Annotated in this window: 20 protein-coding genes; 10 read left to right on the top strand and 10 right to left on the bottom strand. The window is 58.2% G+C overall.

The genetic code is table 11. The features are described 5' to 3' along the window. Positions 1–85: 85 nt before the first annotated feature. Positions 86–1129, bottom strand: a complete 1044-nt coding sequence (gene hemH, locus KQ661_RS00550; RefSeq protein ID WP_168671210.1) for a ferrochelatase — start codon at positions 1127–1129, stop codon at positions 86–88. A gap of 227 nt (positions 1130–1356) precedes the next feature. On the opposite strand from hemH, the gene era reads away from it, so the two are divergent. The 3 genes from era to KQ661_RS00535 all read left to right on the top strand — a co-directional run bounded on the left by era (position 1357) and on the right by KQ661_RS00535 (position 4174). Then, on the top strand, positions 1357–2253 hold the full coding sequence (era, locus tag KQ661_RS00545) for a GTPase Era (protein ID WP_216678870.1): 897 nt from the start codon (positions 1357–1359) through the stop codon (positions 2251–2253). Positions 2254–2428: 175 nt separating this feature from the next. After that, positions 2429–3757 carry a ribosome biogenesis GTPase Der gene (gene der, locus KQ661_RS00540; RefSeq protein WP_216685377.1) on the top strand — a complete coding sequence of 443 codons (1329 nt, stop codon included), beginning with the start codon at positions 2429–2431 and terminating at the stop codon, positions 3755–3757. Positions 3758–3913: 156 nt separating this feature from the next. After that, positions 3914–4174: a hypothetical protein gene (locus tag KQ661_RS00535; RefSeq protein WP_216678868.1), complete on the top strand. Its 261-nt coding sequence runs from the start codon at positions 3914–3916 to the stop codon at positions 4172–4174. A 69-nt stretch (positions 4175–4243) separates the two neighbouring features. Here KQ661_RS00535 and KQ661_RS00530 read toward each other — a convergent pair whose 3' ends face one another. The 4 genes from KQ661_RS00530 to KQ661_RS00515 all read right to left on the bottom strand — a co-directional run bounded on the left by KQ661_RS00530 (position 4244) and on the right by KQ661_RS00515 (position 7280). Beyond that, positions 4244–4828: a hypothetical protein gene (locus KQ661_RS00530; protein WP_216690314.1), complete on the bottom strand. Its 585-nt coding sequence runs from the start codon at positions 4826–4828 to the stop codon at positions 4244–4246. A 106-nt stretch (positions 4829–4934) separates the two neighbouring features. Continuing rightward, on the bottom strand, positions 4935–5735 hold the full coding sequence (gene murQ, locus KQ661_RS00525; RefSeq protein ID WP_216727914.1) for an N-acetylmuramic acid 6-phosphate etherase: 801 nt from the start codon (positions 5733–5735) through the stop codon (positions 4935–4937). A 77-nt stretch (positions 5736–5812) separates the two neighbouring features. Next, the gene (locus KQ661_RS00520; protein WP_216678867.1) at positions 5813–6058 is read right to left on the bottom strand and encodes a cytochrome b5 domain-containing protein; all 246 of its coding nucleotides are present in this window, start codon (positions 6056–6058) and stop codon (positions 5813–5815) included. A gap of 64 nt (positions 6059–6122) precedes the next feature. Then, entirely contained in the window at positions 6123–7280 is a 1158-nt protein-coding gene (locus KQ661_RS00515) for a formimidoylglutamase (RefSeq protein WP_216685376.1), read from the bottom strand. 197 nt (positions 7281–7477) lie between these two features. On the opposite strand from KQ661_RS00515, the gene KQ661_RS00510 reads away from it, so the two are divergent. The 6 genes from KQ661_RS00510 to KQ661_RS00485 all read left to right on the top strand — a co-directional run bounded on the left by KQ661_RS00510 (position 7478) and on the right by KQ661_RS00485 (position 16453). After that, complete coding sequence (locus tag KQ661_RS00510; RefSeq protein ID WP_216678865.1) at positions 7478–9256, top strand: AMP-dependent synthetase/ligase; 1779 nt, start codon at positions 7478–7480, stop codon at positions 9254–9256. A 200-nt stretch (positions 9257–9456) separates the two neighbouring features. Further along, positions 9457–9942, top strand: a complete 486-nt coding sequence (locus KQ661_RS00505; protein WP_216678864.1) for a MarR family winged helix-turn-helix transcriptional regulator — start codon at positions 9457–9459, stop codon at positions 9940–9942. A 120-nt stretch (positions 9943–10062) separates the two neighbouring features. Further along, the gene (locus tag KQ661_RS00500; protein ID WP_216685375.1) at positions 10063–12471 is read left to right on the top strand and encodes a 3-hydroxyacyl-CoA dehydrogenase/enoyl-CoA hydratase family protein; all 2409 of its coding nucleotides are present in this window, start codon (positions 10063–10065) and stop codon (positions 12469–12471) included. A gap of 209 nt (positions 12472–12680) precedes the next feature. Next, on the top strand, positions 12681–13868 hold the full coding sequence (locus tag KQ661_RS00495; RefSeq protein ID WP_216685374.1) for an acetyl-CoA C-acyltransferase: 1188 nt from the start codon (positions 12681–12683) through the stop codon (positions 13866–13868). 128 nt (positions 13869–13996) lie between these two features. Further along, entirely contained in the window at positions 13997–14449 is a 453-nt protein-coding gene (locus tag KQ661_RS00490; RefSeq protein WP_216678861.1) for a hypothetical protein, read from the top strand. Between the two features lie 213 nt (positions 14450–14662). Then, positions 14663–16453, top strand: a complete 1791-nt coding sequence (locus KQ661_RS00485) for an acyl-CoA dehydrogenase family protein (RefSeq protein ID WP_216685373.1) — start codon at positions 14663–14665, stop codon at positions 16451–16453. 222 nt (positions 16454–16675) lie between these two features. Here KQ661_RS00485 and KQ661_RS00480 read toward each other — a convergent pair whose 3' ends face one another. After that, positions 16676–18130 carry a hypothetical protein gene (locus KQ661_RS00480; protein WP_216685372.1) on the bottom strand — a complete coding sequence of 485 codons (1455 nt, stop codon included), beginning with the start codon at positions 18128–18130 and terminating at the stop codon, positions 16676–16678. A 361-nt stretch (positions 18131–18491) separates the two neighbouring features. Here KQ661_RS00480 and KQ661_RS00475 point away from each other — a divergent pair, with 361 nt between their 5' ends. Next, positions 18492–18719 (top strand): hypothetical protein, encoded by a 228-nt coding sequence (locus tag KQ661_RS00475; protein ID WP_216685371.1) that lies wholly within the window; start codon positions 18492–18494, stop codon positions 18717–18719. Between the two features lie 63 nt (positions 18720–18782). On the opposite strand, the gene recG is transcribed toward KQ661_RS00475, so the two are convergent. The 4 genes from recG to mutY form a co-directional block, all read right to left on the bottom strand. After that, positions 18783–20879, bottom strand: coding sequence for an ATP-dependent DNA helicase RecG (gene recG / locus KQ661_RS00470; protein ID WP_216685370.1), 2097 nt, complete (start codon positions 20877–20879; stop codon positions 18783–18785). A gap of 114 nt (positions 20880–20993) precedes the next feature. Beyond that, a complete protein-coding gene (gldD, locus tag KQ661_RS00465; protein ID WP_216685369.1) occupies positions 20994–21578 on the bottom strand; it encodes a gliding motility lipoprotein GldD in 585 nt (194 codons plus the stop codon). A 157-nt stretch (positions 21579–21735) separates the two neighbouring features. Continuing rightward, positions 21736–22170, bottom strand: a complete 435-nt coding sequence (locus tag KQ661_RS00460; RefSeq protein ID WP_216685368.1) for a single-stranded DNA-binding protein — start codon at positions 22168–22170, stop codon at positions 21736–21738. A 140-nt stretch (positions 22171–22310) separates the two neighbouring features. Continuing rightward, positions 22311–23393, bottom strand: a complete 1083-nt coding sequence (gene mutY / locus KQ661_RS00455) for an A/G-specific adenine glycosylase (protein ID WP_216685367.1) — start codon at positions 23391–23393, stop codon at positions 22311–22313. Positions 23394–23477: the final 84 nt, after the last annotated feature.

Here is a 23477-nt window from a genome sequence, read left to right as displayed (position 1 = left end):
CTTAATTTGGCTGGCGCCGAAATCGCGAATAGCCCGTGATGCTGCACGCAGCATCACGGGCTATTCGCGATTTCAAACGCTGGTTCTAATTGCGCCGAAGCATATCGGCCACGGCCTCCACCCACTGCGGCTCCGAGTTCAGCGAGGGCACCAGCTGCCAGTGCACGCCGCCGGCTTCCTCGAACAGCTCCTTGAACTCCTCGCCCACCTCGATGGTCGTTTCGAGGCAGTCGGCCACGAAGGCGGGGCTGAAAGCCAGCACATGCTTGATGCCTTTGGCGGGCATCGGCTTCAGCGCCTCATCGGTGTAGGGCTGCAGCCAGGGGTCGCGCAGGCGGCTTTGCAGGCGGCTCTGGAAGGCTACCGTGTATTGCTCGGGCGCGAGGCCCAGGCCGGCCGCCACCAGGCGCGACGTGGCAAAGCACTGAGCGCGGTAGCAATATTGGTTAGCGGGCGTGAGGGTATCGCAGCAGCTGCCGAAGCGGCAGTAGTTGGTGGGGTCGCCCTTTTTTACGTGGCGTTCCGGAATGCCGTGGTAGCTGAACACCACGTGGTCGTAGTGCTGCTTGTCCATCTCAGCCCGGCCCCGCGCCACGATGGTGGCAATAAAGCCCGGGTCGGTAGCAAACTGGCTGATAAAGCTGATGCTGGGCACCACCCACCAGTCTTTCACAATGTCCATCACCTTCTCCTGCACCGAGCCCGTGCTGGCCGACGCATACTGCGGAAACAGCGGCAGCACGATGATGCGCTCCACGTTGGCCGCACGCAGCTCTTCCAGCGCCTTCTCCACGCTGGGCTTTTGGTAGCGCATGCCGAAGGCTACCACGTAGTGCTCGCCCAGGGCAGCCTGCACTTTCTCCTGCAAATCAAGCCCGTGGAAGAGCAGGGGCGAGCCGCGCTCCGTCCACAGCTCCTTGTAAATCTTGGCCGATTTGGGGGCCCGCAACGGCACCACCAGCCCCTGAAACAGCGGGTAGCGAATGGCCGCCGGCATGTCAACCACGCGGCCATCGGTCAGAAATTCGTTGAGGTAGCGGCGCACGTCGGGCGTGTTGGGCGAGTCGGGCGTGCCGAGGTTGACGAGCAGCACGCCGATGCGGGCGTTGGGGGAAGTAGTGGAATTCATTGGGGCAAAGTTCGGGGTTGTACCGTGGATGTAGCGCGGACTTTTAGTCCGCGAGTGAACTGCTCAACTCGCGGACTAAAAGTCCGCACTACATTCATTCGTTCAGCAACCGGCTCACTCCAAACATGGTTTTGGTCACAGCAGCATAAGCCCGATTTCAGCCCTTTTCTAGCTTTTCCGCCCCGCAAGCCGTACCTTTGCGGCCCTGATTATCAAACCCATCCATCGTGAACCCCGAAACTAAACCCCATCGCGCCGGCTTTGTGAGCATCATTGGCAAACCCAATGTGGGCAAGTCCACGCTCATGAATGCGCTGGTGGGCGAGCGGCTCAGCATCGTCACGAGCAAGGCCCAGACCACGCGCCACCGCATTCTGGGTATCCTCAACGGCGATGATTTTCAGCTGATTTATTCCGACACGCCCGGCATTATTCAGCCCAAATACGAGCTGCACAACGCCATGATGTCGTTCGTGTACTCGTCGCTCGAAGATGCCGACGTGGTGCTCTTCGTAACCGACATCTACGAGAAGCACGACGAAGAGCCCGTAGTGGAGCGCCTGCGCAAAATGACGGACACGCCCATCATCCTGCTTGTCAACAAAATTGACCAGGCCAACCAGGAGGAAGTGGAGTCCAAGCTGGCCTACTGGAAAGAGCAACTGCCCAACGCCGCCGAAGTGCTGCCCATTTCGGCCCTCAACCATTTCGGCACCGACGGTGTGTTGCAGCTGGTGATGGAGCGCCTGCCCGTGCACCCGCCCTATTACCCCAAGGATGAGCTAACCGACAAGCCGGAGCGTTTTTTTGCCGCCGAAATGGTGCGCGAAAAAATCTTCAAGCTTTATAAAAAGGAGATTCCGTACAGCTGCGAGGTTGTTATCGAAGAGTTTAAGGAAGAGGAAGATATCATCCGCATTCGCGGCATTATCTACGTCGAGCGCAACTCCCAGAAAGGCATCGTCATCGGCCAGGGCGGCGTGGCGCTGAAGAAAGTAGGCACTTGGGCCCGCGAGGAAATGGAGAAGTTCTTCCAAAAGAAAGTCTTCCTGGAAATGTATGTAAAAGTGAACGAGAACTGGCGCACCGACGCGAAAGCGCTGAGCCGGTTTGGGTACCAGTAGCGAGATGGTGAGGTGTGAGAAGGTGAGTTGATGTTTTAACTGCGGCATTTGCGCGAGCGGAATATCAAACTCACCATCTCACACCTCACTACCTCACCATATTCCGACCATCTATAACTAACACACCCCGGGCACTGCCGAATCTAGGTCGGGTCGGCGGCTGGGGCCACATATCATGTCAAAGCAAAACACGGTCGCCATTGTAGGGCGGCCCAACGTGGGCAAATCCACGCTATTCAACCGCCTTGTAGGTCAGCGCAAGGCTATTATGGACAACGAGAGCGGCGTAACCCGCGACCGCCACTACGGCTACGGCGACTGGATTGGCAAGAACTTCACCGTGATTGACACGGGTGGCTACGTGCACAATTCGGAAGATATTTTCGAGGGCGAAATCAACAAGCAGGTGAAACTGGCCATCGAAGAGGCCGACGTTATCCTGTTTATGGTGGATGCCGAAGCCGGCGTGCACGGCCTCGACGAGGAGTTTGCGCACGTGCTGCGCCGCTACATCAGCAAAAAGCCCATCTATATGGTGGCCAATAAGGCCGATACTAACTTGCGCGCCAACGGCGTGGGCGAGTTCTACTCGCTGGGCCTGGGCGACGGCGAAATTTACGCCATCAGCAGCGCCAACGGCCACGGCACCGGCGAATTGCTGGATGCCGTAGTGGCCAACTTCGACGAGCCCGGTGAGGAAGAGCCGGAATCGGAAATTCCGCGCATTGCCGTGGTGGGCCGCCCCAACGTGGGCAAATCCAGCCTCGTGAACCTGCTGCTCGGCGAAGACCGCAGCATCGTAACCGAAATCGCCGGCACAACGCGGGATTCGATTTCGGCCCGCTACAACGCCTTTGGTAAGGAGTTTATTCTGGTTGATACGGCTGGCCTGCGCCGCAAGGCCAAGGTGAGCGAGGACGTGGAATTCTACGCCAACATGCGCAGCCTGCGCGCCTTGGAAGAGTGCGACGTCTGCATCGTGATGCTGGACGCCAGCCGTGGTATCGAAGCCCAGGACGTGAACATCATCACCCTGGCCGATAAAAACCGCAAAGGCATCGTGATTTTGGTGAACAAGTGGGACCTTGTGGAGAACAAGGAAACCAATACTTCTAAGGAGTTCGAGGCAAAAATCCTCGAAAAGATTGCGCCCATTGCCTACATCCCCGTGGTGTTTATCTCGGTGCTGAACAAGCAGCGGGTGCACAAGGCCATTGAAACGGCCATTGAGGTGTACGGCAACAAGCGCCGTAAAATCCCGACCTCACAGCTGAACGACATCATGCTGAAGGAGATTGAGAAGTACGGCCCGCCCGCGCTCAAAGGCAAGATGATTCGCATCAAGTACGTGACGCAGCTGCCCACGCACAACCCGGTGTTTGCCTTCTTCGCCAACCTGCCGCAGTACGTGCAAACCAACTACGTGCGCTACCTCGAAAACCGGATGCGCGAGCATTTCGATTTCACGGGCGTGCCCATCGGCATCCTGTTCCGGAAGAAATAAGGAGGCAGGAATGTCCTCATAAATTCTTCATAATTTTTTTCGGCAGCGGGTTACCTTCTTTGAGAGTAGGTATAAAGCCACGAATTTGAAGCTAAGCTTCGGCTGGTGCTTCGAACGTTGCTTGAAAACCAACCACATTTTAAAACAAACCCCAAGATGAAAAAAGTATTGTTCCTCGCCCTGGCCCTCGGTTCGTTCACCTTCACTTCGTGCGACAGTAAGAAAGAAGAGGCTCAGGAGCAGGTTGGCGAAAACGTGAAAGACGCTGGCGAAGCCAAAGCTGACGCTATGGAAGACAAGGCTGACATGGTGCGTGACTCGGCTGATGCCAAAGGCGAAGCCATCCAGGACAACGCTGACAAAATGGACGCTGCTGGCACCACCACGACCACCACGACCGAAGAAGTTAAGAAGTAGTTTTAACTGCTTTACAACAAAAAGCCTCTCCGGCAACGGAGAGGCTTTTTTGCGTTTAGAGGAGTTGGACTACAGCTCGGTTTCGGGCAGGCCCAGCCGCCTGCTCAGCAGGTTATCCACTACTTCAAACAGGCGGCGCGGCTCGTAGGTGCGCCAAGGCAGGTCGTCGAGCTGGCCGCCGAAGTTGATGTAGTTGTCCACGTTGTACTGTTTCATTTCGCGCAGCACATGCTCCTGGAAATTGATGCCCGCAATCCAGCCATCTTCCACATCCTCGTACCATTCCTCGTAGTAGTCATCGTCGGAACCGTGGAAGTTGAACACGTTCTCGCCGATGAGAATGAACTTGCGGATGCCCTCGTGCACCAGAATATCGATGATATTCCGCTTGAGCTCCATGATGTCATTTTCAATGGCGTCGTTCCACTCGCCGATAAATTCGAGCACGGCAATGCCATCGTCATAGTCGGCAAAGAGGATTTTGAAGAACAGGGTGTCGGACCCCAGGCTGTCCCATTGCGGATGAATGTAGTATCCGTAAATCGTGTTGGTATAGGTCTCCAGACTGTTCTCGGTCTCGAAAAGTGGCGAACGAGGGTCTTCAGAGGCTGAGTATTGCTCAATCCAGTTGTAGTGCGGCTCGATGGTGTGCATGGGACGATGGAGCACATACTTTAGCTTGTGCCTCCCTAGAAACGCCAGAAATCCCGAATCGTTCGGATGAAAAAGTAAGGCCGTGAGGCACAAGCCGAAGCATGTGCTATGGCTTGACAGCTTCCAGCGCCGTGCGCACGCTGCCGTACTGTTTCAGCAGGGCTGCCGCCTCGGCCTGTGCAATGCCGAGCTCGTCCATCAGCATGCGCTCGCCCCGGTCCACCAGCTTCACGTTGGAGAGCTTCATATCCACCATCTTGTTGCCCCGCACGTAGCCTAGGCGGATGAACGTGGCCGTGGTGAGCATATTGAGCGCCATTTTCTGGGCCGAGCCAGCCTTGAGACGCGTGCTGCCGGTGATGAATTCCGGCCCCGTCACCACTTCCACCGGAAACTCGGCCGCCGCAGCTACCGCCGAGCCGGCGTTGCATACCACGCAACCCGTGGCCAGGCCCGCCGCCCGTGCCCGCGTTAGCCCACCAATGACGTAGGGCGTGCGGCCCGAGGCGGCAATGCCCACCAGCACATCTTTGGGGCCGATGTTGTGGGCCTGCAAGTCTTTCCAGGCCTGCTCGGCGTCGTCTTCCGCGCCTTCCACGGCCACCCGAATGGCGCCATCGCCACCCGCTATGATGCCCACCACCATCTCGGCCGGCACGCCAAACGTGGGTGGGCATTCCGAGGCATCCACCACGCCCAGCCGCCCGCTGGTGCCAGCCCCAATGTAGAACAGCCGGCCGCCCGCTCGTAGCCGGGCCACGGTAACTTCTACCAGTTGCTCAATCTGCGGTAAGGCTTTGGCTACGGTTTGGGGCACGGTTTGGTCGAGCTGGTTCATGCCGGCCAGCAGCTCGGCGGTGGGCAGGGTTTCGAGGTGGTCGAATTCGGAGGGTGCTTCGGTGGTCATCATGTGAGGTAAGCTTTAGCTGGCACCGCAGGGCCGTGGTGGTAAAGAAGAGATTGAGACAGACGGCAGGCTAAAGCTTACCGCACAAGCTGGCCCACAACGGGGAAGTTATCGAATACGTTGGCTGTGTGCGGCGCGTCTTTGTCCAGCTCGGCGGTGAGGTCCTGGCCGGCCCAGTGCTCGTAGTGGTTGCCGCGCCGCCAGAGGCGCGAGCGGCTCACGTCATAAATCCGGCCTTGGTAAGCCACCCAGATTTCGTCGCGGTCCTGGCCATTGCGCAGGGCGAGCTGGTTTTTGGTGTAGGTGGGGAGGGGGGCAATCATACAAAAAGAATGTCATGCAGAGCGCAGCGAAGCATGACGTTCCGGGTAATAAGTCAAATAAAACCTAGCTCAGCAGCGCCTGCAACCGAATCCAGCGCTGCGGCAGGTCGCCCTGCGAGGCGTTCAGGTAGTCCTCATACGTGCAGGGCACCACGCGCTTGGTGGCATTGTCGCCGAGGCGCTCCACTTCCATCCACCATTTCTCGGCGCGGCGCGATTTGTAGAACACCAGCTTGTCGGGGTTACCGGGCAGCACCACGGTGTAGGTGAGGAAGCGGAACGTGCCGAAACCGGTTTCGGGCCGGCGGTGGTAAAAGCCTTCCACGAAGTACCAGAGCATGCTGGCGATGGTGGCGGCAGCCAGGCCGTTGGCATCCACGTCGGCCCGGTAGCCGTAGAGGCCGAAGGAGCTAAGCTGCTCGTTGTGGCCGGCGTACCAGCACAGCTGCGTGGCTTCCTCATTGCCCAGGCCGAAGGGGTTGGCCGGGTAGTAGCCCGGCGAGTCCTGCCAGCGAATGGCGGCAATATCCACGCTCATAAAATCGGCCTGGCGCACCAGCGGCTCGGCCAGGCGGCGGTCGGCGCGCACCTCGCCCACGCTCATGGTATCGAAATGGAGCTTTTCGAGGGCCACCATCACCTCGGGTGGGGTGAGGTACTGCTGGTGGCCGAGGTGGGCCAGGCTGAATATGATGTTGGGCTCGTGCACCAGCAGGCGGCGCAGGTGGCTCTCTTCGGCCGGGGTACCGGGGCCGGGCTCGGCCATGTCGGGCCGCGAGTCTACTATTGTGACATTGATGGTGCGGTCCTGCGCTTCGTAGGCCAGAAATTGACCGTAGTCCAAATCGTGGCTGCCGCCGAGTAGAATGGGCACCGTATTTTCTTCGAGTAGCGCCCCGATAATCTCGCGCAGGCGCTGGTAAGTATCCTCCAGGGTGAGGCCGGGTCGCAGGTTGCCGAGGTCGACGAGGCGCAGCATGCCCGTGCCTTTTTGCAGCTGGTAGAAGCGCTGGCGCACTTCGTTGGGGCCGTGGCGGCGGGGACTGGGCGGTCCGGCCGCGCTGCCGCGCCACTCATCCAGCCCGATGATGGCCAGGTCGGCGGTGCGCCAGTCGGGGAATGTTTCGGTGAAGCGGGTGGCGTAGGCGGCCAGCGTGGTAGGCGCGGGCACGGCCTCGGTCAGCGTTTCCGGCAGCGGGTCAAAAAACAGGGCCAGATTCATTGGGAGCGGGAATGCTAGGGCTCAAAATTACACCGAAAAAAGCCGGATTTTGGGGCTTTTTGAGCGTTTTTGCGGCTCATTTGGTTTTAACGGGCAGCTGCAGCGCTGCAGAAGTGCGTGGCGCGGGGGGGCGCAGCCCCGAAAAAAGCGCTTTATTTAAGCTGAATTTCACGCAATACGCTTTATCCGCCCCACCCATGGACGTTCGTCGCGCCTTTGATATACTAGCCCACCAAATTGCCGAGTCGCCCAAATCCGATGCGCTGGCCTCTAAAATCAACGGAAACTGGGTGCCCATCAGCAGCCAGCAAATTCAGGACCAGGCCAACCTGGTTTCGCTCGGTCTCGTATCGCTCGGCCTCAAACGCGGCGACAAAGTAGCCATCATCAGCATGAACCGCCCGGAGTGGATGCTGGCCGATTTCGGCATCTCACAAATCGGGGCCATCAGCGTGCCGATGTACCCGAGCATCACCGTTGAGGACTACAAGTACATCTTTACCGACGCCGGCGTGCGGGCCGTATTCGTGGCCGACCAGAAGCTGTTCGACAAGGTGAAAGAAGCCACGGAGGGCCTCGACATCCCGGCTGAAAACGTCTTCACCTTCGATAAAATCGACGGTGCCCGCCACTTCGACGAACTGCTGGAAATTGGTAAAAAGGGCAACGCCGCTGCCCTGGAGCCTCTGAAAGCCGCCGTCGAGCCCGACGACCTCCTCACGCTCATCTACACTAGCGGCACCACTGGCAAGCCCAAGGGCGTGATGCTCACGCACGATAACATCCTGAGCAACTGCCGCAACTCGCAACGCTTCGTGCCGGTCACGAAGGACGATAAAGCGTTGAGTTTCTTGCCGCTCTGCCACATTTTCGAGCGTATGGTGACCTATCTGTACATGATAAACGGGGTGAGCATCTACTACGCCGAAAGCATGGACGTCATCGCCGACAACCTGCGCGAAGTGAAGCCTGATATTTTCACCACCGTGCCGCGCCTGCTCGAAAAGGTGTATGATAAAATCGTGCAAAAGGGCCATGAGCTCGAAGGCGTGAAGAAAAGCCTGTTCTTCTGGGCCCTGGAGCTGGGCCTGAAGTACGATACCCAGAAAGACCAGGGCTTCCTCTATAATACCCAGCTGGCGCTGGCCAATAAGCTCATTTTCAACAAGTGGCGCGAGGCGCTGGGCGGCAACCTGCGCTGCATCGTGAGTGGCGGCGGGGCCTTGCAGCCCCGTTTGGCCCGCGTGTTCTGGGCGGCCGGCATCCATGTGATGGAAGGCTACGGCCTCACCGAAACCTCGCCCGTGATTGCCGTGGGCGGCTACGAGCCCGAGAACAACATGATTGGGGCCGTGGGCCCGCTCATCGACAATATGCAGGTGAAAATCGCGGCCGACGGCGAGATTCTGACCAAATCAGCTTCGGTGATGAAGGGCTACTATAACCAGCCCGAGCTCACGGCCAAGGAATTCGACGAGGAAGGTTGGTTCCATACCGGCGACATCGGCGAGTTGGTGAACGGCAAGTTTCTGAAAATCACTGACCGGAAGAAGGAGATGTTCAAGACCTCGGGCGGCAAGTACATTGCCCCGCAGGTGCTCGAAGGCAAGTTCAAGGAAGACCCGCTCATCGAGCAGGCCATGGTGGTGGGGGCCGACCAGAAATTTGCCTCGGCGCTCGTCATTCCCTCCTTCTCCGACCTCAAGGGTTGGTGCAAGCGCAACGGCGTGCCCGATGCCTCGAACGAGGAATTGGTGAAAAACCCCAAGATAGTGGACCTCTACGAGGGGCTGGTGAAGAAATACAACCAGCGCTTTGCGCAGTGGGAGCAGGTGAAAAAAATCGCCCTCCTGCCCGAGCTCTGGACCGTGGAAAGTGGCGAAATGACTCCCACCATGAAGGTGAAGCGCAAGGTCATTACCGAAAACAATAAGGACATTATCGAAGGCCTGTATAACTCGGCCGGGGAGCGGTAGGGCAGGGGCGGTTAGGTCCGAAGAACGTCATGCTGAACGCAGTGAAGCACCTCTGCCAGGCAGGTATCCACTCAACCGGATTTCCTGCTGCGGTGGAGAAGCGGCAAGCAGTTCAGCGTGACGTTCTTTTTTATCGCATCGGGATATAGTATGCAAGCCTAACAAATTTTTCGTAAGTTTACCGCTCTTACCGCCCGCCCATGAAAGCCGAAGAAACCGTCGATTACAACATTAAAGTGGCCTGGCACGCGATTTCGCGCATGTACAACACTCAGGCTGCCCAAAATGATATCACCACGAGCATCGGCTTTGTGCTGCTGAACATCGACCAAGAGCGCGGCACACCGGCTACCAAAATCGCGCCGCTGCTGGGCCTCGAAACCCGCAGCCTTACCCGCATCCTGCGCAGCATGGAGGAAAAAGGCCTTGTCTATAAGCAGGCTGACTCCGTGGATAAACGCTCGGTCCGCATTTTCCTGACGGAACTGGGGCTGGAGAAAAAGGAGGTTTCGCGCCAGACGGTGAGGCACTTCAACCTGAAAATCCGGGAGAAAATCCCGCAGAGCCAGCTGGATGTGTTCTTTAAGGTGGCGGCTCAGATTACGGGTATGATTGAGGGTAAAACCCTTTTTGAAGACTTTACGCTGAAAGCATTGCGGGCTGAAACCCCCACCTCTTACAGCTAAGTATTTGTCATGCTGACGAAGGAAGCATCTTATCACGGCTGCTTTCGTCGGCGCTAGTAATCACAGCAGTGCGGACGTGACAAGATTCTTCGCTGCGCTCAGAATGACAGTCAAAATACTATGAATCGAACCATCAAAAAAGTTGCCGTGCTCGGCTCCGGCGTTATGGGCTCGCGCATTGCCTGCCACTTCGCCAATATCGGCGTGCAGGTGCTGTTGCTCGACATTGCGCCTAAAGAGCTGACGCCCGACGAGGAGAAAAAGGGCCTGAAACTGGAGGCCCCGGCCGTGCGCAACCGCATTGTGAATGCTGCGCTGCAGGCTGCAATCGTTGCCAACCCCTCGCCGCTCTACCGCAAGGCCGACGCCAGCCGCATCAAAATCGGCAACTTTGATGATAACCTCAAGGAAATTGCCGGCTGCGACTGGACGATTGAAGTCGTAATCGAGCGCCTCGACATCAAAAAAGGCCTTTATGAGCGGGTGGAGCAGTTCCGCAAGCCCGGCACGCTCATCACCAGCAACACCAGCGGCATCCCGATTCACCTGCTGGCCGAGGGCCGCTCCGAGGATTTCAAGCAGCACTTCGCCGGCACGCACTTCTTCAACCCGCCGCGTTATCTGAAGCTGCTGGAAATCATTCCCACGCCGGACACCAAGCCGGAAGTGCTGGATTTCCTGCAACACTACGGCGATTTGTACCTAGGCAAAACGGTGGTGCTGGCCAAGGACACCCCCGGCTTCATTGCCAACCGCGTGGGCGTTTTCGCCCTGCTCGATGCCATGCAGACCATGCAGAAGCTGGGCCTGACCGTGGAGGAAACCGACAAGCTGACTGGTCCAGTTATCGGCCACGCCAAGTCGGCTACCCTGCGCACGTCTGACGTGGTGGGCCTCGATACGACCATCAACGTGGCCAACGGCCTGGCCCAAGGCCTGCCGAACGACGAGGCCAAGGACGTATTCGTGTTGCCCGATTTCGTGCAGAAAATGGGCGAGAGCAAGTGGTTGGGCGACAAAACCGGCCAGGGCTTCTACAAGAAAGTGAAGGGTGAAGGCGGCAAGTCGGAAATCCACGCGCTCGACCTGAGCACGATGGAGTACAAGCCGAGCCAAAAGGTGAAATTCGCCACGCTGGAAATGACCAAAACCATCGAGAAGCTGGCCGACCGCTTCAAGGTGCTGGTGGCGGGCAAGGACAAGGCGGGCGAGTTCTACCGCCTGAGCTTTGGCAGCCTCTTCTCCTATGTGAGCAACCGCATCCCCGAGATTTCCGACGAGCTGTTCAAGCTGGACGACGCGCTGCGCGCCGGTTTCGGCTGGGAAATGGGCCCGTTTGAAACCTGGGACGCGCTGGGCGTGCAGGCCGGCCTCGACCTGGCCAAAGCTGCCGGCCGCACTCCCGCCCCGTGGGTGGAGGAGATGCTGGCCGCCGGTAATACTACCTTTTATAAGGTGACCGAAGCTGGCGTGCGCCAGTTCTATGACATCGCCTCGAAAAGCTACCAGTCGGTGCCAGGTGTGGAGAATTTCATCATTCTCGACAACCTGCGCGCCAGCGGTAAAGTGCTGTGGAAAAACTCCGGTGCCTCAGTTATCGACCTTGGCGACGGCATCCTGAACGTGGAATTCCACTCGAAGATGAACGCGCTGGGCCAGGACGTGATTCTGGGCCTGCTGAAAGGCGTGGAGATGGCTGAAGCCGGCTACCGCGGCCTCGTGGTGGGCAACGACGCGCCGAACTTCTCGGCCGGTGCCAACTTGGGCCTCGTGTATATGCAGGCCCTCGACCAGGATTTCGACGAGCTGAACATGATGATTCAGCAGTTCCAGCAGGCCATGATGCGGATGCGCTACAGCAGCATCCCGGTGGTGGGCACCCCGCACGGCCTCACGCTGGGCGGCGGCTGCGAGCTGAACCTGCACTGCGACCGTGTGGTAGCGGCGGCCGAATCCTACATCGGCCTCGTGGAATTCGGCGTGGGCCTGATTCCCGGTGGCGGCGGCACCAAGGAAATGACCCTGCGCACCGCCCTCAAGTACGAGGACGGCGAGCCGGAATTCAACCTGCTGCGCAACACCTACATGACCATCAGTACGGCCAAGGTTTCGACCTCCGCCGCTGAGGCCTTCGACCTGGGCTTCCTGCGCCGGGGCGACGAAGTGGTGCTGAACAGCAATCGCGTCATCGCCCAGGCTAAAGCCGCCGCCATCGATATGGCCGATGCCGGCTACACCCAGCCGCTGCAGAAAACCAACATCAAAGTGCACGGCAAAGGCGCGCTGGCCATGTTCAAGACCGGCGTGTACGCCATGCAGCAGGGCAACTACATCTCGACCCACGACCAGCTCATTGCCGATAAGCTGGCCTACGTGATGTGCGGCGGCGATTTGTCGTCGCCCACCGAAGTGAGCGAGCAGTACCTGCTGGATTTGGAGCGCGAGGCGTTCTTGAGCCTCTGCGGCGAGCGCAAGACGCTGGAACGGATTCAGAGCATTTTGACGACTGGTAAGCCACTGCGGAATTAACCTCACGAGTCACTTCACCCTCTAGCCCCCTCTCCCGCAGAGAGGGGGAACTAGTTTCTAATTCTAGTCTTAGACTTTCGGGTGAGTATCAAAATTTAGTCTTTAACTTTTTAAAAGTTAGTTAACTAGCGCTAGAAACTAGTCCTCTCTCTCCACGGGAGAGGGGGCTACGCCCCAAAGGGGTCTCGTGAGGTTAACGTCAGAACAACATGTCGAACAACACCGCATATATCGTAGCCGGCTACCGTACAGCCGTGGGCAAAGCCCCCCGCGGCGGTTTCCGCTTCACCCGGCCCGACGACCTCGCCGCCGCCGTCATCAAGCACCTCGTGGCCCAGGTGCCCGCCCTCGACCCTACGCGCATTGACGACGTTATCGTCGGCAACGCCGTGCCCGAGGCCGAACAGGGCCTACAAATGGGCCGCCTGATTTCGCTGCTGGCCCTGCCCATCAACGTGCCCGGCCTCATCGTGAACCGCTACTGCGGCTCCGGCGTGGAAACCATTGCCATGGCCGTGGGTAAAATCTCGGCCGGCATGGCCGACTGCATCATCGCGGGCGGCACCGAGAGCATGAGCATGGTGCCCACCGTGGGCTGGAAAACTGTGCCCAACTACAAGTTGGCGATGACTCATCCCGACTATTACATGGGCATGGGCCTCACCGCCGAAGCCGTGGCCAACGACTACAAAATCAGCCGCCAGGACCAGGACGAATTCTCGTACCAGTCGCACCAGAAGGCCATCAAAGCCATCGCGGCCGGCAAGTTTGCCAAGAGCATTGTGCCCGTGACGGTGGAGGAAACCTACGTGGACGCCGCCACCGGCAAGAAGAAAAACCGCTCCTACGTGGTGGATACCGACGAAGGCCCCCGCGCCGACACCTCGGTGGAAGCCCTGGCCCGCCTGCGCCCCGTGTTCGCTGCCAACGGCACCGTCACGGCCGGCAACTCTTCTCAAACCTCCGACGGCGCGGCCTTTGTGCTCGTGATGTCGGAGCGCATGGTGAAGGAGCTGAACCTGGAGCCCATCGCCCGCATGGTGAACTACGCCACCGAAGGCGTGGACCCGCGCATCATGGGCATGGGCCCCATCAAAGCCGTGCCGAAAGTCCTCAAGCAAGCCGGCCTGAAACTCGAAGACATCGACCTGTTTGAGCTGAACGAAGCCTTCGCCTCGCAGTCGCTGGCCGTGGTGCGCGAGCTCGGCATCGACCCCGAGAAGCTGAACGTGAACGGCGGCGCCATCGCCCTGGGCCACCCGCTGGGCTGCTCCGGTGCCAAGCTCAGCATCCAGCTCTTCGACGAGTTGCGCGAGCGCGGCAAGAAGTACGGCATGGTCACGGCCTGCGTGGGCGGCGGCCAGGGCGTCGCCGGCATCTACGAGTTGCTGAAGTAGCTTTTGATGCCGTTGCTATAAAGAACGTCATGCTGAATGCAGTGAAGCATCTCTACCGCAGTAGTAATCAATTCCGATTACAAGGAAGTGGGAGAGGTGCTTCATTGCTGTTTTGCTTATCGCTTCTGATGCTGAATATCGCAGAAGTAAAAGCACAATGCTTTGACTTTGCTGCGAATGAAGCTGTCAGAATTCCCGCTCCAGTCGAACTTCAAATCCGCCATTATATTGAATCGCATGATGGCATCAACCTCAAAATATTCGCAGGTCAGTACCAATACGTTCCCGTTTTCAACGTGATTAACCATTCACGGCGGCAGTTCACAGATGGTGTCTATTTATTCACTTGGGGCTCTCATGATTCCGGCCGGCTTTTTATTAATCGGAAGGGCAAAATTGTGATTCTAAGAAATGGGTCAGTAGCGGATATAATGACAGATTACACCAGCTTCTTGAAGCAGCACCAGTTACCTGAAGCGACACAAGTGCGTTACTTGTCAGCCGTCGCAGCCTTTGTGCAGTTTCGGTACAAAGACCAGCAAATGCTTATCAAGAGCGGTGCTTTGATGGAATTGAAGTAAGAATCAACCCATACCAAGATGCTTCAGTTGCTCTCAATAAGGCATACTGGCTAAAACCTAAAACCCCCGCACATCCGGGGTTTTCCTTTTGCAAAGTAGTAGGCGTGCCTAACATATTTTTTGTATCTTGCAACACCAAACCGCTGGCCTCGTTGTTTCTTCAACTAGTAGGCACGCCTAACACTTTTCAACTCTACACCCACCCCAAACGTCATGGAAACCACGCAGCAAGCCAGCCTGAAGGGCGGCGAATTCATCATCAAGCCGACCGATGCCCAGAGCGTCTTCACGCCGGCTGACTTTACCGAGGAGCAGGTAATGATGCACCAGACCTGCATCGACTTTGTAGCTGCCGAGGTAACCCCGCTACTGGAGCGCCTCGACAACCACGAAGAGGGCCTCATGCGCGGCTTGATGCAGAAGGCAGGCGAGCTTGGGCTGTTCGGCGTGAGCATTCCGGAGCAGTTCGGCGGGCTGGACATGGACTTCACTACGGCCCTGCGCGTGACGGAGGGTGTGGGCGGCGGCCACTCGTTCCCGGTGGCGTTTGCGGCGCACACGGGCATCGCCATGCTGCCCATCCTGTACTTCGGCAACGATGAGCAGAAGGCCAAATACCTGCCCGGCCTCACCGATGGCAGCCTGATGGGTGCCTACTGCCTCACCGAGCCTGGTTCCGGCTCCGACGCCCTGGGTGCCAAAACCAAAGCCATTCTCAACACCGAAGGCACGCACTACGTCCTGAACGGCCAGAAAATGTGGATTACGAACGCCGGCTTTGCCGACGTATTTATCGTATTTGCCCAGATTGACGGCGACAAGTTCACCGGCTTCATCGTGGATAAAGACACGCCCGGCCTGACCCTCGGCAACGAGGAGCACAAGATGGGCATCAAAGGCAGCAGCACCCGTCAGGTGTTCCTGACTGATGCGCAGGTGCCGAAGGAGAACGTGCTGGGCGAGATTGGCAAAGGTCACCTCATCGCCTTCAACGTGCTGAACATCGGCCGCATTAAGCTGGCCGCCGCCTGCCTGGGCGCTGCCAAGGGTGCCGCTACCCAGAGCGTGAAATACGCCAACGAGCGGGTGCAGTTCAAGATGCCAATTTCGAAGTTTGGCGCGATTCGCTACAAGCTGGCGCAGCAGGCCATCCGCCTCTACGCCGTGGAATCGGCTATTTACCGCGCTGGTGCCGATATCTACCGCATGGAACAGCAGCTGCTGGCCGAAGGTAAAGGCACCAACGAGGCTCTGCTGGGTGCCGCCCGCGAGTTTGCCGTGGAGTGCGCCATTCTGAAAGTAGAAGGCTCGGAAGTGCTTGATTACGTGGTGGATGAAGGGGTACAGATTTTCGGTGGCTACGGCTTCTCGGCCGACTACCCAATGGACCGCGCCTACCGGGATTCGCGCATTAACCGCATCTTCGAAGGTACCAACGAAATCAACCGCCTGCTGGCCGTTGATATGATTCTGAAGAAGGGCCTGAAAGGTGAAATCGACCTCATGGGCCCTGCTCAGGCTGTGCAGCAGGAGTTGATGAGCATCCCGAGCATGAGCCAGGACGAGGAAACCGGCCTGTTCAGCAAGGAGATGAAAACCCTCGCCAACCTGAAAAAGGTCATCCTGATGGTAGCCGGCTCGGCCGTGCAGAAGTTCACCGCTACCCTCGCCAAGGAGCAGGAGCTGCTGATGAACATCGCCGACATGTCCATCAAGGTGTACATTGCCGAGAGCACCATCCTCCGCGTAGAGAAAGAAGCTTCCGTGAAGGGCGAAGAGGCAATGTCGGTTGAAGCCGATATCGCCCGCGTGTACTTGGCCGACGCCGTGGACCTCGTGGAAAAGGCGGCTAAGGATGCCATCGGCAGCATGGCTGAGGGCGACGAGCAGCGCCTGCTACTCATGGGCCTCAAGCGCTTCACCAAAACCGAACTCATCAATGTGAAAGAGTCGCGCCGCCGCATCGCCGCTAAGCTGATTACGGCCAACGAGTACGCCGTCTAGACCACGGAGTAGCTCGGATTTTAACGAATTTGGCTACGCTGACTTTTAGTTCACGGATTTTGTGGATGACGAAAAGGGCCGCTCCCAATTGGGGGCGGCCCTTTTATGTAGCGCGGACGTTTAGTCCGCGAGTGGAGACAATGAGTTTAACTCATTCAAAAAGGGCCGTCCCTGGGTTCAGGAACGGCCCTTTTTATTGTGGCTGCGGACTAAAAGTCTGCGCTACTTCACCACGATTTTATCCAGCTGCAACGCGGCCGACTTCTTGCTCGGCCGGCTCACGCCGATGATGGTTTTCTCATTGAGCCAAGCCGTGAAATCCTTCACGTAGGCCAGCTGCTGGTCGTCGGCCACGTTCAGTTTCAGGCGCTCGGGCGCGCTCACTACGCCGGTCTGGGCATTCACCCGCCGCAGGTACAGGTCCGATTTCTTGTTGATATTTTCCAGCGTGAGTAGCTGCACCATGCCGCCAAATACGGCGGCTCGGAAGCCAATGCCGGTGTACGAATCCACGGCCGGGGCCACCTGGTCTTTGGCCACGATGCTGTGCCAGGTAGGCGCGCCAAACTCATTATAGCCAAACACATGCAGCTCGCGGGCGTGCACCGGGGCCTCGCTACCGCCTTCCTCGTAGTGCTTTTCGGCCACTACTATCAGCTGCTTTTCCGGCGTCAGCAGCAGTTCGCCTAAGTAGATGTCGTCCAGGCGTTTCACATCGAGCCCGCTGGCCTTGCTCACTTCCGTCAGGTAGGCGGGCGTGAAGCGGAACTCCGGCGAAAACTTCATGTCGCCGTTGCCACTGAAATCGTACTTCACTACTTTCAGGCTGTAGTATTCGCCGGTTTGGTAGTCGGCGCACAGCGCGGCGGCATACAGGCTGCCATCGTTCAGCACCGTGAATCGGGCGTCGCGCACCGTTACGGCCCGGCCGCCAAACACGCCACCCACCGGCACGCCCAGCACCTTAATCTCGGTAGAAGGCCCGGCCGGATAGCGGCGCACCGTCAGTTTCTTCATGCCCTCGCTGATGAGCGTCACATACTGCGTGCCATCGTTGGCAACGTGCACGGCTGGCGAGAAAAAGTCGCTCAACGTTCGGAAATCATACGTTTTTTCCTCCAGCTGCGCCAGGTTCTGGTCGAATAGCGTGGCCGCAATGCTCTTCACCTGCTGGTTGCTGGTGAGGTAGCGGAAAGCCAGCAGCCGGCCGCCATCGGGCGAGATGCTCACGCCGGGGCGGCGGTCGCGGGCGGGGGCGCTCATCACCATTTTAGCCGCGCCCTTCTGGCCGCTTTGCAGGCTTACGGGCACCACGGTCAGGTTCTGGCTGTCGCCGTCCTTATGGTGGAGCACTACCAGGGCCTGTTGCGAGCCACGCCCAAAAGCTTCCAGCGTCTCGCTCGGCCCCACCGGGATGGTAGTGCTCCACTGCTTTTTGAGGTCGATATCGTAGCGCTCCACCGCGTAGCCGCCCGCACTCTGGTGGGCCAGAATGATAAAGCCCGAGCCATCGGCCAGGGCCAACGTCTTGTGCGGCACGCGCATGTCGTAGCGGTCGGTACCCTGCTCGGGTAGGTAGCTGAAGGGGGCCGACTTTGTCTTCTGAGCCACGGCCGATACCGCATTGCCCAGCAGGGCTCCGCTCATCAAACCGATTATTACTGCGCGCTGCAACATAAAAATTTGACGTTTTGGAAACATAAGGAAAGTGGATTTCAACGGTCTGGTGTGCCCAAAAGTACCTGCTTTTGAGCTTTGACTTTACTTTTTAGCAGTTAAGTCCTGTGCCAAGAGGGGGAGCGGCTAACAAAAACGTATTCCAAGCATAACACTCCCGCAGTCACTTTCGTACAGGAACACCGTTTACTTCGTGTCAGCTTTCAAGGTTCAATCGGGAACGATTGGCGGCCTTCGATACCCGGCTGGGCTTCAACTCGTAACCGCTCAACTTGGTCGAGCTATTTGACTTTTTAAATGTATTTTTTGAACTAACTCCAGTTTCACTGTACCTTTGCACCCGCAATTATCTACTATCCTTATGAAGTCATTACTCAAGTTCACCCTGTTATCGGCCCTCATTATTGGCGGCAGGCTCGTTAAAGAGTCGGCTCCGGCCATTGTAGCCCAAACAGTTGAACCCACTGCCAAATCCAGCTCCTCGGTTGTTTTGGTTCATCAGGTGCTCACTTCCGAGCCCGTCCGGCCTATCCGACAGCAAGCCCAGCCGCAGCAGAGCGGTAGCGGACTCATTGCTGAGATGTTCTAGCCAGAATAAAAAAACGACTTTTTTTAAAGTCGTTTTTTTTTGCTCTGCCGCCAGCATAAACCGCTAGCTAATCCGGCTCCAGTTCACGGCCGTGGCCGGCAGACTTTCGATGTGGTGGCGGATGTTGGCGTTTTCTGGATTGGCCAGGTTAGGGTCTTCGCTTAGCAGCGCCTGGGCCGCCGCCCGGCTCTCGCTCAGGATGCGGCCATCCTTGGCCAGGTCGGCAATCAATAAGTCCAGCACGCCGCTTTGCTGGGTGCCCATCAGGTCGCCGGGGCCGCGCAGCTTCAGGTCGATATCGGCAATCTCAAAGCCGTTACTGGTGCGTACCATCGTTTCGAGGCGGGTGCGAGCATCTTTGCTCAGCTTGAAGCCGCTCATCAGGATGCAGTAGCTTTGGTCGGCTCCGCGGCCCACGCGGCCCCGCAGCTGGTGCAGCTGCGAAAGCCCGAACCGTTCGGCGCTCTCAATCACCATCACCGAGGCGTTGGGTACGTTCACGCCTACCTCAATCACGGTGGTGGCCACCATTATCTGGGTTTCCTTCTTGATGAAGCGCTGCATCTCGTAGTCCTTTTCCTCGGCTTTCATGCGCCCGTGCACGATGCTGATTTGCATCTCCGGAAAGGCCCGGCTCACGCTCTCGTAGCCATCGGTCAGGTCCTTGTAGTCCATCGTTTCCGATTCCTCAATCAGCGGGTACACGATGTATACCTGCCGCCCGATTTTCACCTGGTCGCGGATGAATTCGAACACCTTCAGGCGGTTGGCATCGAACCGGTGCACCGTCACGATGGGCTTGCGGCCGGCGGGCAGCTCGTCAATTACGCTCACGTCGAGGTCGCCATACAGCGTCATGGCCAGCGTGCGCGGGATGGGCGTGGCCGTCATCACCAGCACGTGCGGGATGATGTGCGGGTTTTTCTGCCACAGCTTCGAGCGCTGCGCCACGCCAAAGCGGTGCTGCTCGTCCATAATCGTCAGGCCTAGGTTGCGGAACTGCACCACGTCCTCCAGCAGGGCGTGGGTGCCCACCAGCATGTGCATGCTGCCATCGCGCAGGGCCTCGTGCAGCACGCGGCGCTCGGCGGTGCGGGTGCTGCCCGTGAGCTTGCCAATGCGGATGCCCAGCGCGTCGGCGTACACCTTTAAACCGGTGTAGTGCTGGTCGGCCAGAATCTCGGTGGGAGCCATGATGCAGCTTTGCGCGCCGTTGTCGGTCGCCATCAGCATGGCGATGAAGGCCACGATGGTTTTGCCCGAGCCCACGTCGCCCTGCAATAGCCGGTTCATCTGCTGGCCGGTGCAGAAGTCCTTGTAAATGTCGTGGATAACGCGTTTCTGCGCCCCCGTCAAATCAAATGCGAGGTGGTTTTTATAAAAATCCACCAGCGTCGGCACCTGATTGAAAATCTGGCCCGCCAGGGTCACCTTGCGCTGGTCGCGCTGCCGCAGCAGCTTGAGCTGCACATAAAACAGCTCCTCAAACTTGAGCCGGAACTGCGCCGCCGCCAGCAATTCCGCGCTCTGTGGAAAGTGAATCTGCTGCATGGCCTGCGCCTTGCCCATCAGCCCATACCGCTCAATGAGCGCCGGCGACAACGACTCCGTGATGTGCGGCTGCGCCAGCCGCAGCAGCTCGGCCACCATCCGCATAATGGCTTTGCTATCAACGCGGTGGTAGTTCTTGAGCTTCTCTGAGGTATTGTATACCGGCTGCAGAAAGCTCTGGCCCGGCTTGGCTTCGGTCACTTCTTCCAGTTCCGGGTGCGCCATCTGTGGCCGCCCGTTGAACATTGTCGGCTTGCCGAAAACGATGTATTCCTGGTTGTTGCGCGTGTATTGCTGCACCCATTTCACCCCCTTGAACCACACCAGCTCCAGTTCACCGGTGCCGTCGCCCACTTTGGCGGTGAGTCGCTGCTTGGGCCCTTCGCCCACCAGCTCCTTGCCGCGCAGCATACCGCGCACCTGCACGTAGGGCAGGTCGTCGTTCAGGTCGGCCACCTTGTACACCTGCGTCCGGTCGAGGTACCGGAACGGGTAGCGCTGAATCAGGTCGCCATAAGTAAACAGGCCCAGCTCTTTGCCCAGCAGTTGGGCCCGCTGGAGGCTGCCCACCGAACGCAGAAATTCGAGCCGGGTATTGAAAAAACTCATTTAACAATTATCATTTATCATCCAACATTCTCTATCAATCAAGGCCCTGCTTCAGCTACATCCTAGCTGTCTGCCAGAACTGTTAACTGTTAATTGATAACTGTTAATTGAAAGTTATTTATAGCGTAATGTGTTCAGCATCCGAACTATGTCTGTCTTCACGTACTCAATCACCGGGGCCAGTGAGTCATTGGCCGTGGCCGTGCGGAAGTACAGCGCGCCCCGGAAAAAGTGCTTGGTGCTGTCGGTGGTATAAAACTGAAACTGGCTCGGTACCTCACCCTGCAACTCAAATACCGAGGCCCGCATCCCGCTCGGCGTCTTCAAAATCCGCTCATCAATAGCCGTAGCCTTGATTTCGTGCTTGCCCGTTAGCTTGCGCGCATCCTCCATCATCTTGTTGTAGAGGCGGCGGTCGCGCTGCACGTCCATGTACGTAATCTGCACGTTGGCGTGCAGCTTGGGGTAGTACACGTTAAGCCAGTGCGGCTGCGCCATATACGACGAATCCCGCTTAATCACGGCCTGCGTCGAATATTCGAACTCGTAGGGGTGGCCGGCGGGCAGCATCCGGTAGCGGTGCGCTGGCAGGTCAATGCGGTTGTACCCCTTGGGCTTGGGCGTAAAATCCGGGGCCGACGAGCAGCCCGCCAGCAGCCCCAGCCCAGTGAGCACCGGCAATATTGAAAGACATTTCATGCAAGAAGCGGCCCCGGCCCTAAAACAGCCCAGCCTTCATAGTTTCAAAGGTAACTGCCACCGCAACGAAAAAAGCCCCAGCGCAGTGCCAGGGCTTCATCTCAATCACTGCGCGGGACAGTTGCAGCCACAGGCCGTGCAGGCCCCCATCGGGCAGTCAGAAGGGCAGCTGGTCCAGCTCCGGCTCCTGCCGGAAGCTGTGTTGCGGTTCTGCCACGCCCGCGCCATTGGCCTCATTGGCCGCCGGAGCAGCACCTTGCGGCCGACCGCCCAGCATCGAAATCTCATCGGCGATGATTTCAGTGATGTAGCGCGTCTGCTGGTCCTTGTCCTGGTACTGGCGGGTGCGCAGCTTGCCTCCTATGTACACTTGCTGGCCCTTTTTGAGGTATTTGTCAGCCATGTCGGCCAGGCCGCGCCACGCCGAAATGTTGTGCCACTCGGTCCGCTCCACGCGGTTGCCTTGCTTATCCTTGTAATAGTCGTTGGTGGCGAGGGTGAAGTGAGCCACGCTCACACCGCCTTCCAAATGGCGCACTTCGGGGTCTTTGCCCAGGTTGCCTACCAAAATCACCTTGTTCACTCCGGCCATATTATTGCACGTTAGGAAATACAGAATTGAAAAAGCCACCCGGCCTTTTCTGTCTCAAAGATAAGAAATTAAATTTGCCGCGCAATACTTTTTGCTAAAAATAAAGGCTGAAAAATCTAATTAAATTAGGCAGGGCCCACTCAAAGGTTTTGGTCACAATAGTTAGCAATCAACTTCGGCTTAGGCAGCGCCTCAATCTCCGCCGGCGAGTAGGCCCGCAAGCTCAAATCGCGCAACGCGGCCTCCGGCAGCGGCTCGGCCAGCGCCATTGGGTGGAAGCGGACCTCCAGCTTCTGGTGGCTCAATACGTGGCGATACGTCGCGCTGGGCTCGGCCGCCTGGCTGGTATCCAGGTTCGCGCCCAGGGCATGCAGGTGGCGCTGGAGCTCGGCGGTAGGCAGCTCCGGCACGGCGGTTTCGGCCAGCGCAAAGTCATACAGGCCCTGCCAGATGTCTTTCTCACGGCGCTCGCGCAGGTACGTTTGCTCGCCGTGGCGCAGCACAAAGTAATGGAAGTAGCGCGTGCGCGAGGCCTTCGCCTTGCTTTTCACCGGCAGCAGCGCCACCTGCCCATGCTGAAACGCCCAGCAGCTGAGCTGCATCGGGCAAAACAGGCAGTCGGGCTTGGCTGGAGTGCACTGAATGGCCCCGAATTCCATAATGGCCTGGTTGAAGTCGGCCGGTGTGCTGGCGGGGATGTGCTGGTCGGCCACGGCCTGGAATTCTTTGCGCGAGCTGGGCGCGGCAATATCGGAGTGAAGTCCAAAAACGCGGGCCAGCACCCGGTACACATTTCCATCGAGCACGGCCACTGCTTCATCGAAGGCAAACGACGCGATAGCGGCGGCCGTATAGGGCCCTACGCCACGCAATTTCAGCAATTCGGCGTAGGTGCCGGGAAACTTTCCAGCATATTCGGCCACCACCTGCTGGGCGGTGCGGTGCATGTTGCGGGCCCGGGAATAGTAGCCCAAACCCTGCCAGTAGCGCAGTACTTCGGCCTCGGGCGCGGCGGCCATGTCCTGCACGGTGGGGTAGGCCGCCAGGAAGGTTTGGTAGTAGGGAAGGCCTTGCGCCACACGGGTTTGCTGTAGAATAACCTCCGATAGCCAGATGGCGTACGGGTCGCGGGTGTGGCGCCAAGGCAGGTCGCGCTGGTGGCGCGGGTACCAGGCCAGTAGGGCAGAGGCCAGGAAGGAAGGCTGAGAGGTTTTTGCGGTCAAAATTTTGAAAGCGAATAATTTGGGCCAACACCTAGTTTAGAAGGGTTGATTGGTAAAACGAAAAAATGGGGTTACCTTTGTGGC

It is taken from the genome of Hymenobacter siberiensis (genome assembly GCF_018967845.1).
Lineage (GTDB): Bacteria > Bacteroidota > Bacteroidia > Cytophagales > Hymenobacteraceae > Hymenobacter > Hymenobacter siberiensis.
The sequence above is the reverse complement of the archived record's forward strand: the minus strand, read 5'-3'. Positions and strand labels throughout refer to the sequence as shown.

Coding starts and splice junctions, on each gene's coding strand:
- hemH (WP_168671210.1), bottom strand. CDS start 1,129: ATGAATTCCACTACTTCCCCCAACGCCCGCATCGGCGTGCTGCTCGTC.
- der (WP_216685377.1), top strand. CDS start 2,429: ATGTCAAAGCAAAACACGGTCGCCATTGTAGGGCGGCCCAACGTGGGC.
- KQ661_RS00535 (WP_216678868.1), top strand. CDS start 3,914: ATGAAAAAAGTATTGTTCCTCGCCCTGGCCCTCGGTTCGTTCACCTTC.
- KQ661_RS00530 (WP_216690314.1), bottom strand. CDS start 4,828: ATGCACACCATCGAGCCGCACTACAACTGGATTGAGCAATACTCAGCC.
- murQ (WP_216727914.1), bottom strand. CDS start 5,735: ATGACCACCGAAGCACCCTCCGAATTCGACCACCTCGAAACCCTGCCC.
- KQ661_RS00520 (WP_216678867.1), bottom strand. CDS start 6,058: ATGATTGCCCCCCTCCCCACCTACACCAAAAACCAGCTCGCCCTGCGC.
- KQ661_RS00515 (WP_216685376.1), bottom strand. CDS start 7,280: ATGAATCTGGCCCTGTTTTTTGACCCGCTGCCGGAAACGCTGACCGAG.
- KQ661_RS00510 (WP_216678865.1), top strand. CDS start 7,478: ATGGACGTTCGTCGCGCCTTTGATATACTAGCCCACCAAATTGCCGAG.
- KQ661_RS00505 (WP_216678864.1), top strand. CDS start 9,457: ATGAAAGCCGAAGAAACCGTCGATTACAACATTAAAGTGGCCTGGCAC.
- KQ661_RS00500 (WP_216685375.1), top strand. CDS start 10,063: ATGAATCGAACCATCAAAAAAGTTGCCGTGCTCGGCTCCGGCGTTATG.
- KQ661_RS00495 (WP_216685374.1), top strand. CDS start 12,681: ATGTCGAACAACACCGCATATATCGTAGCCGGCTACCGTACAGCCGTG.
- KQ661_RS00490 (WP_216678861.1), top strand. CDS start 13,997: ATGCTGAATATCGCAGAAGTAAAAGCACAATGCTTTGACTTTGCTGCG.
- KQ661_RS00485 (WP_216685373.1), top strand. CDS start 14,663: ATGGAAACCACGCAGCAAGCCAGCCTGAAGGGCGGCGAATTCATCATC.
- KQ661_RS00480 (WP_216685372.1), bottom strand. CDS start 18,130: ATGTTGCAGCGCGCAGTAATAATCGGTTTGATGAGCGGAGCCCTGCTG.
- KQ661_RS00475 (WP_216685371.1), top strand. CDS start 18,492: ATGAAGTCATTACTCAAGTTCACCCTGTTATCGGCCCTCATTATTGGC.
- recG (WP_216685370.1), bottom strand. CDS start 20,879: ATGAGTTTTTTCAATACCCGGCTCGAATTTCTGCGTTCGGTGGGCAGC.
- gldD (WP_216685369.1), bottom strand. CDS start 21,578: ATGAAATGTCTTTCAATATTGCCGGTGCTCACTGGGCTGGGGCTGCTG.
- KQ661_RS00460 (WP_216685368.1), bottom strand. CDS start 22,170: ATGGCCGGAGTGAACAAGGTGATTTTGGTAGGCAACCTGGGCAAAGAC.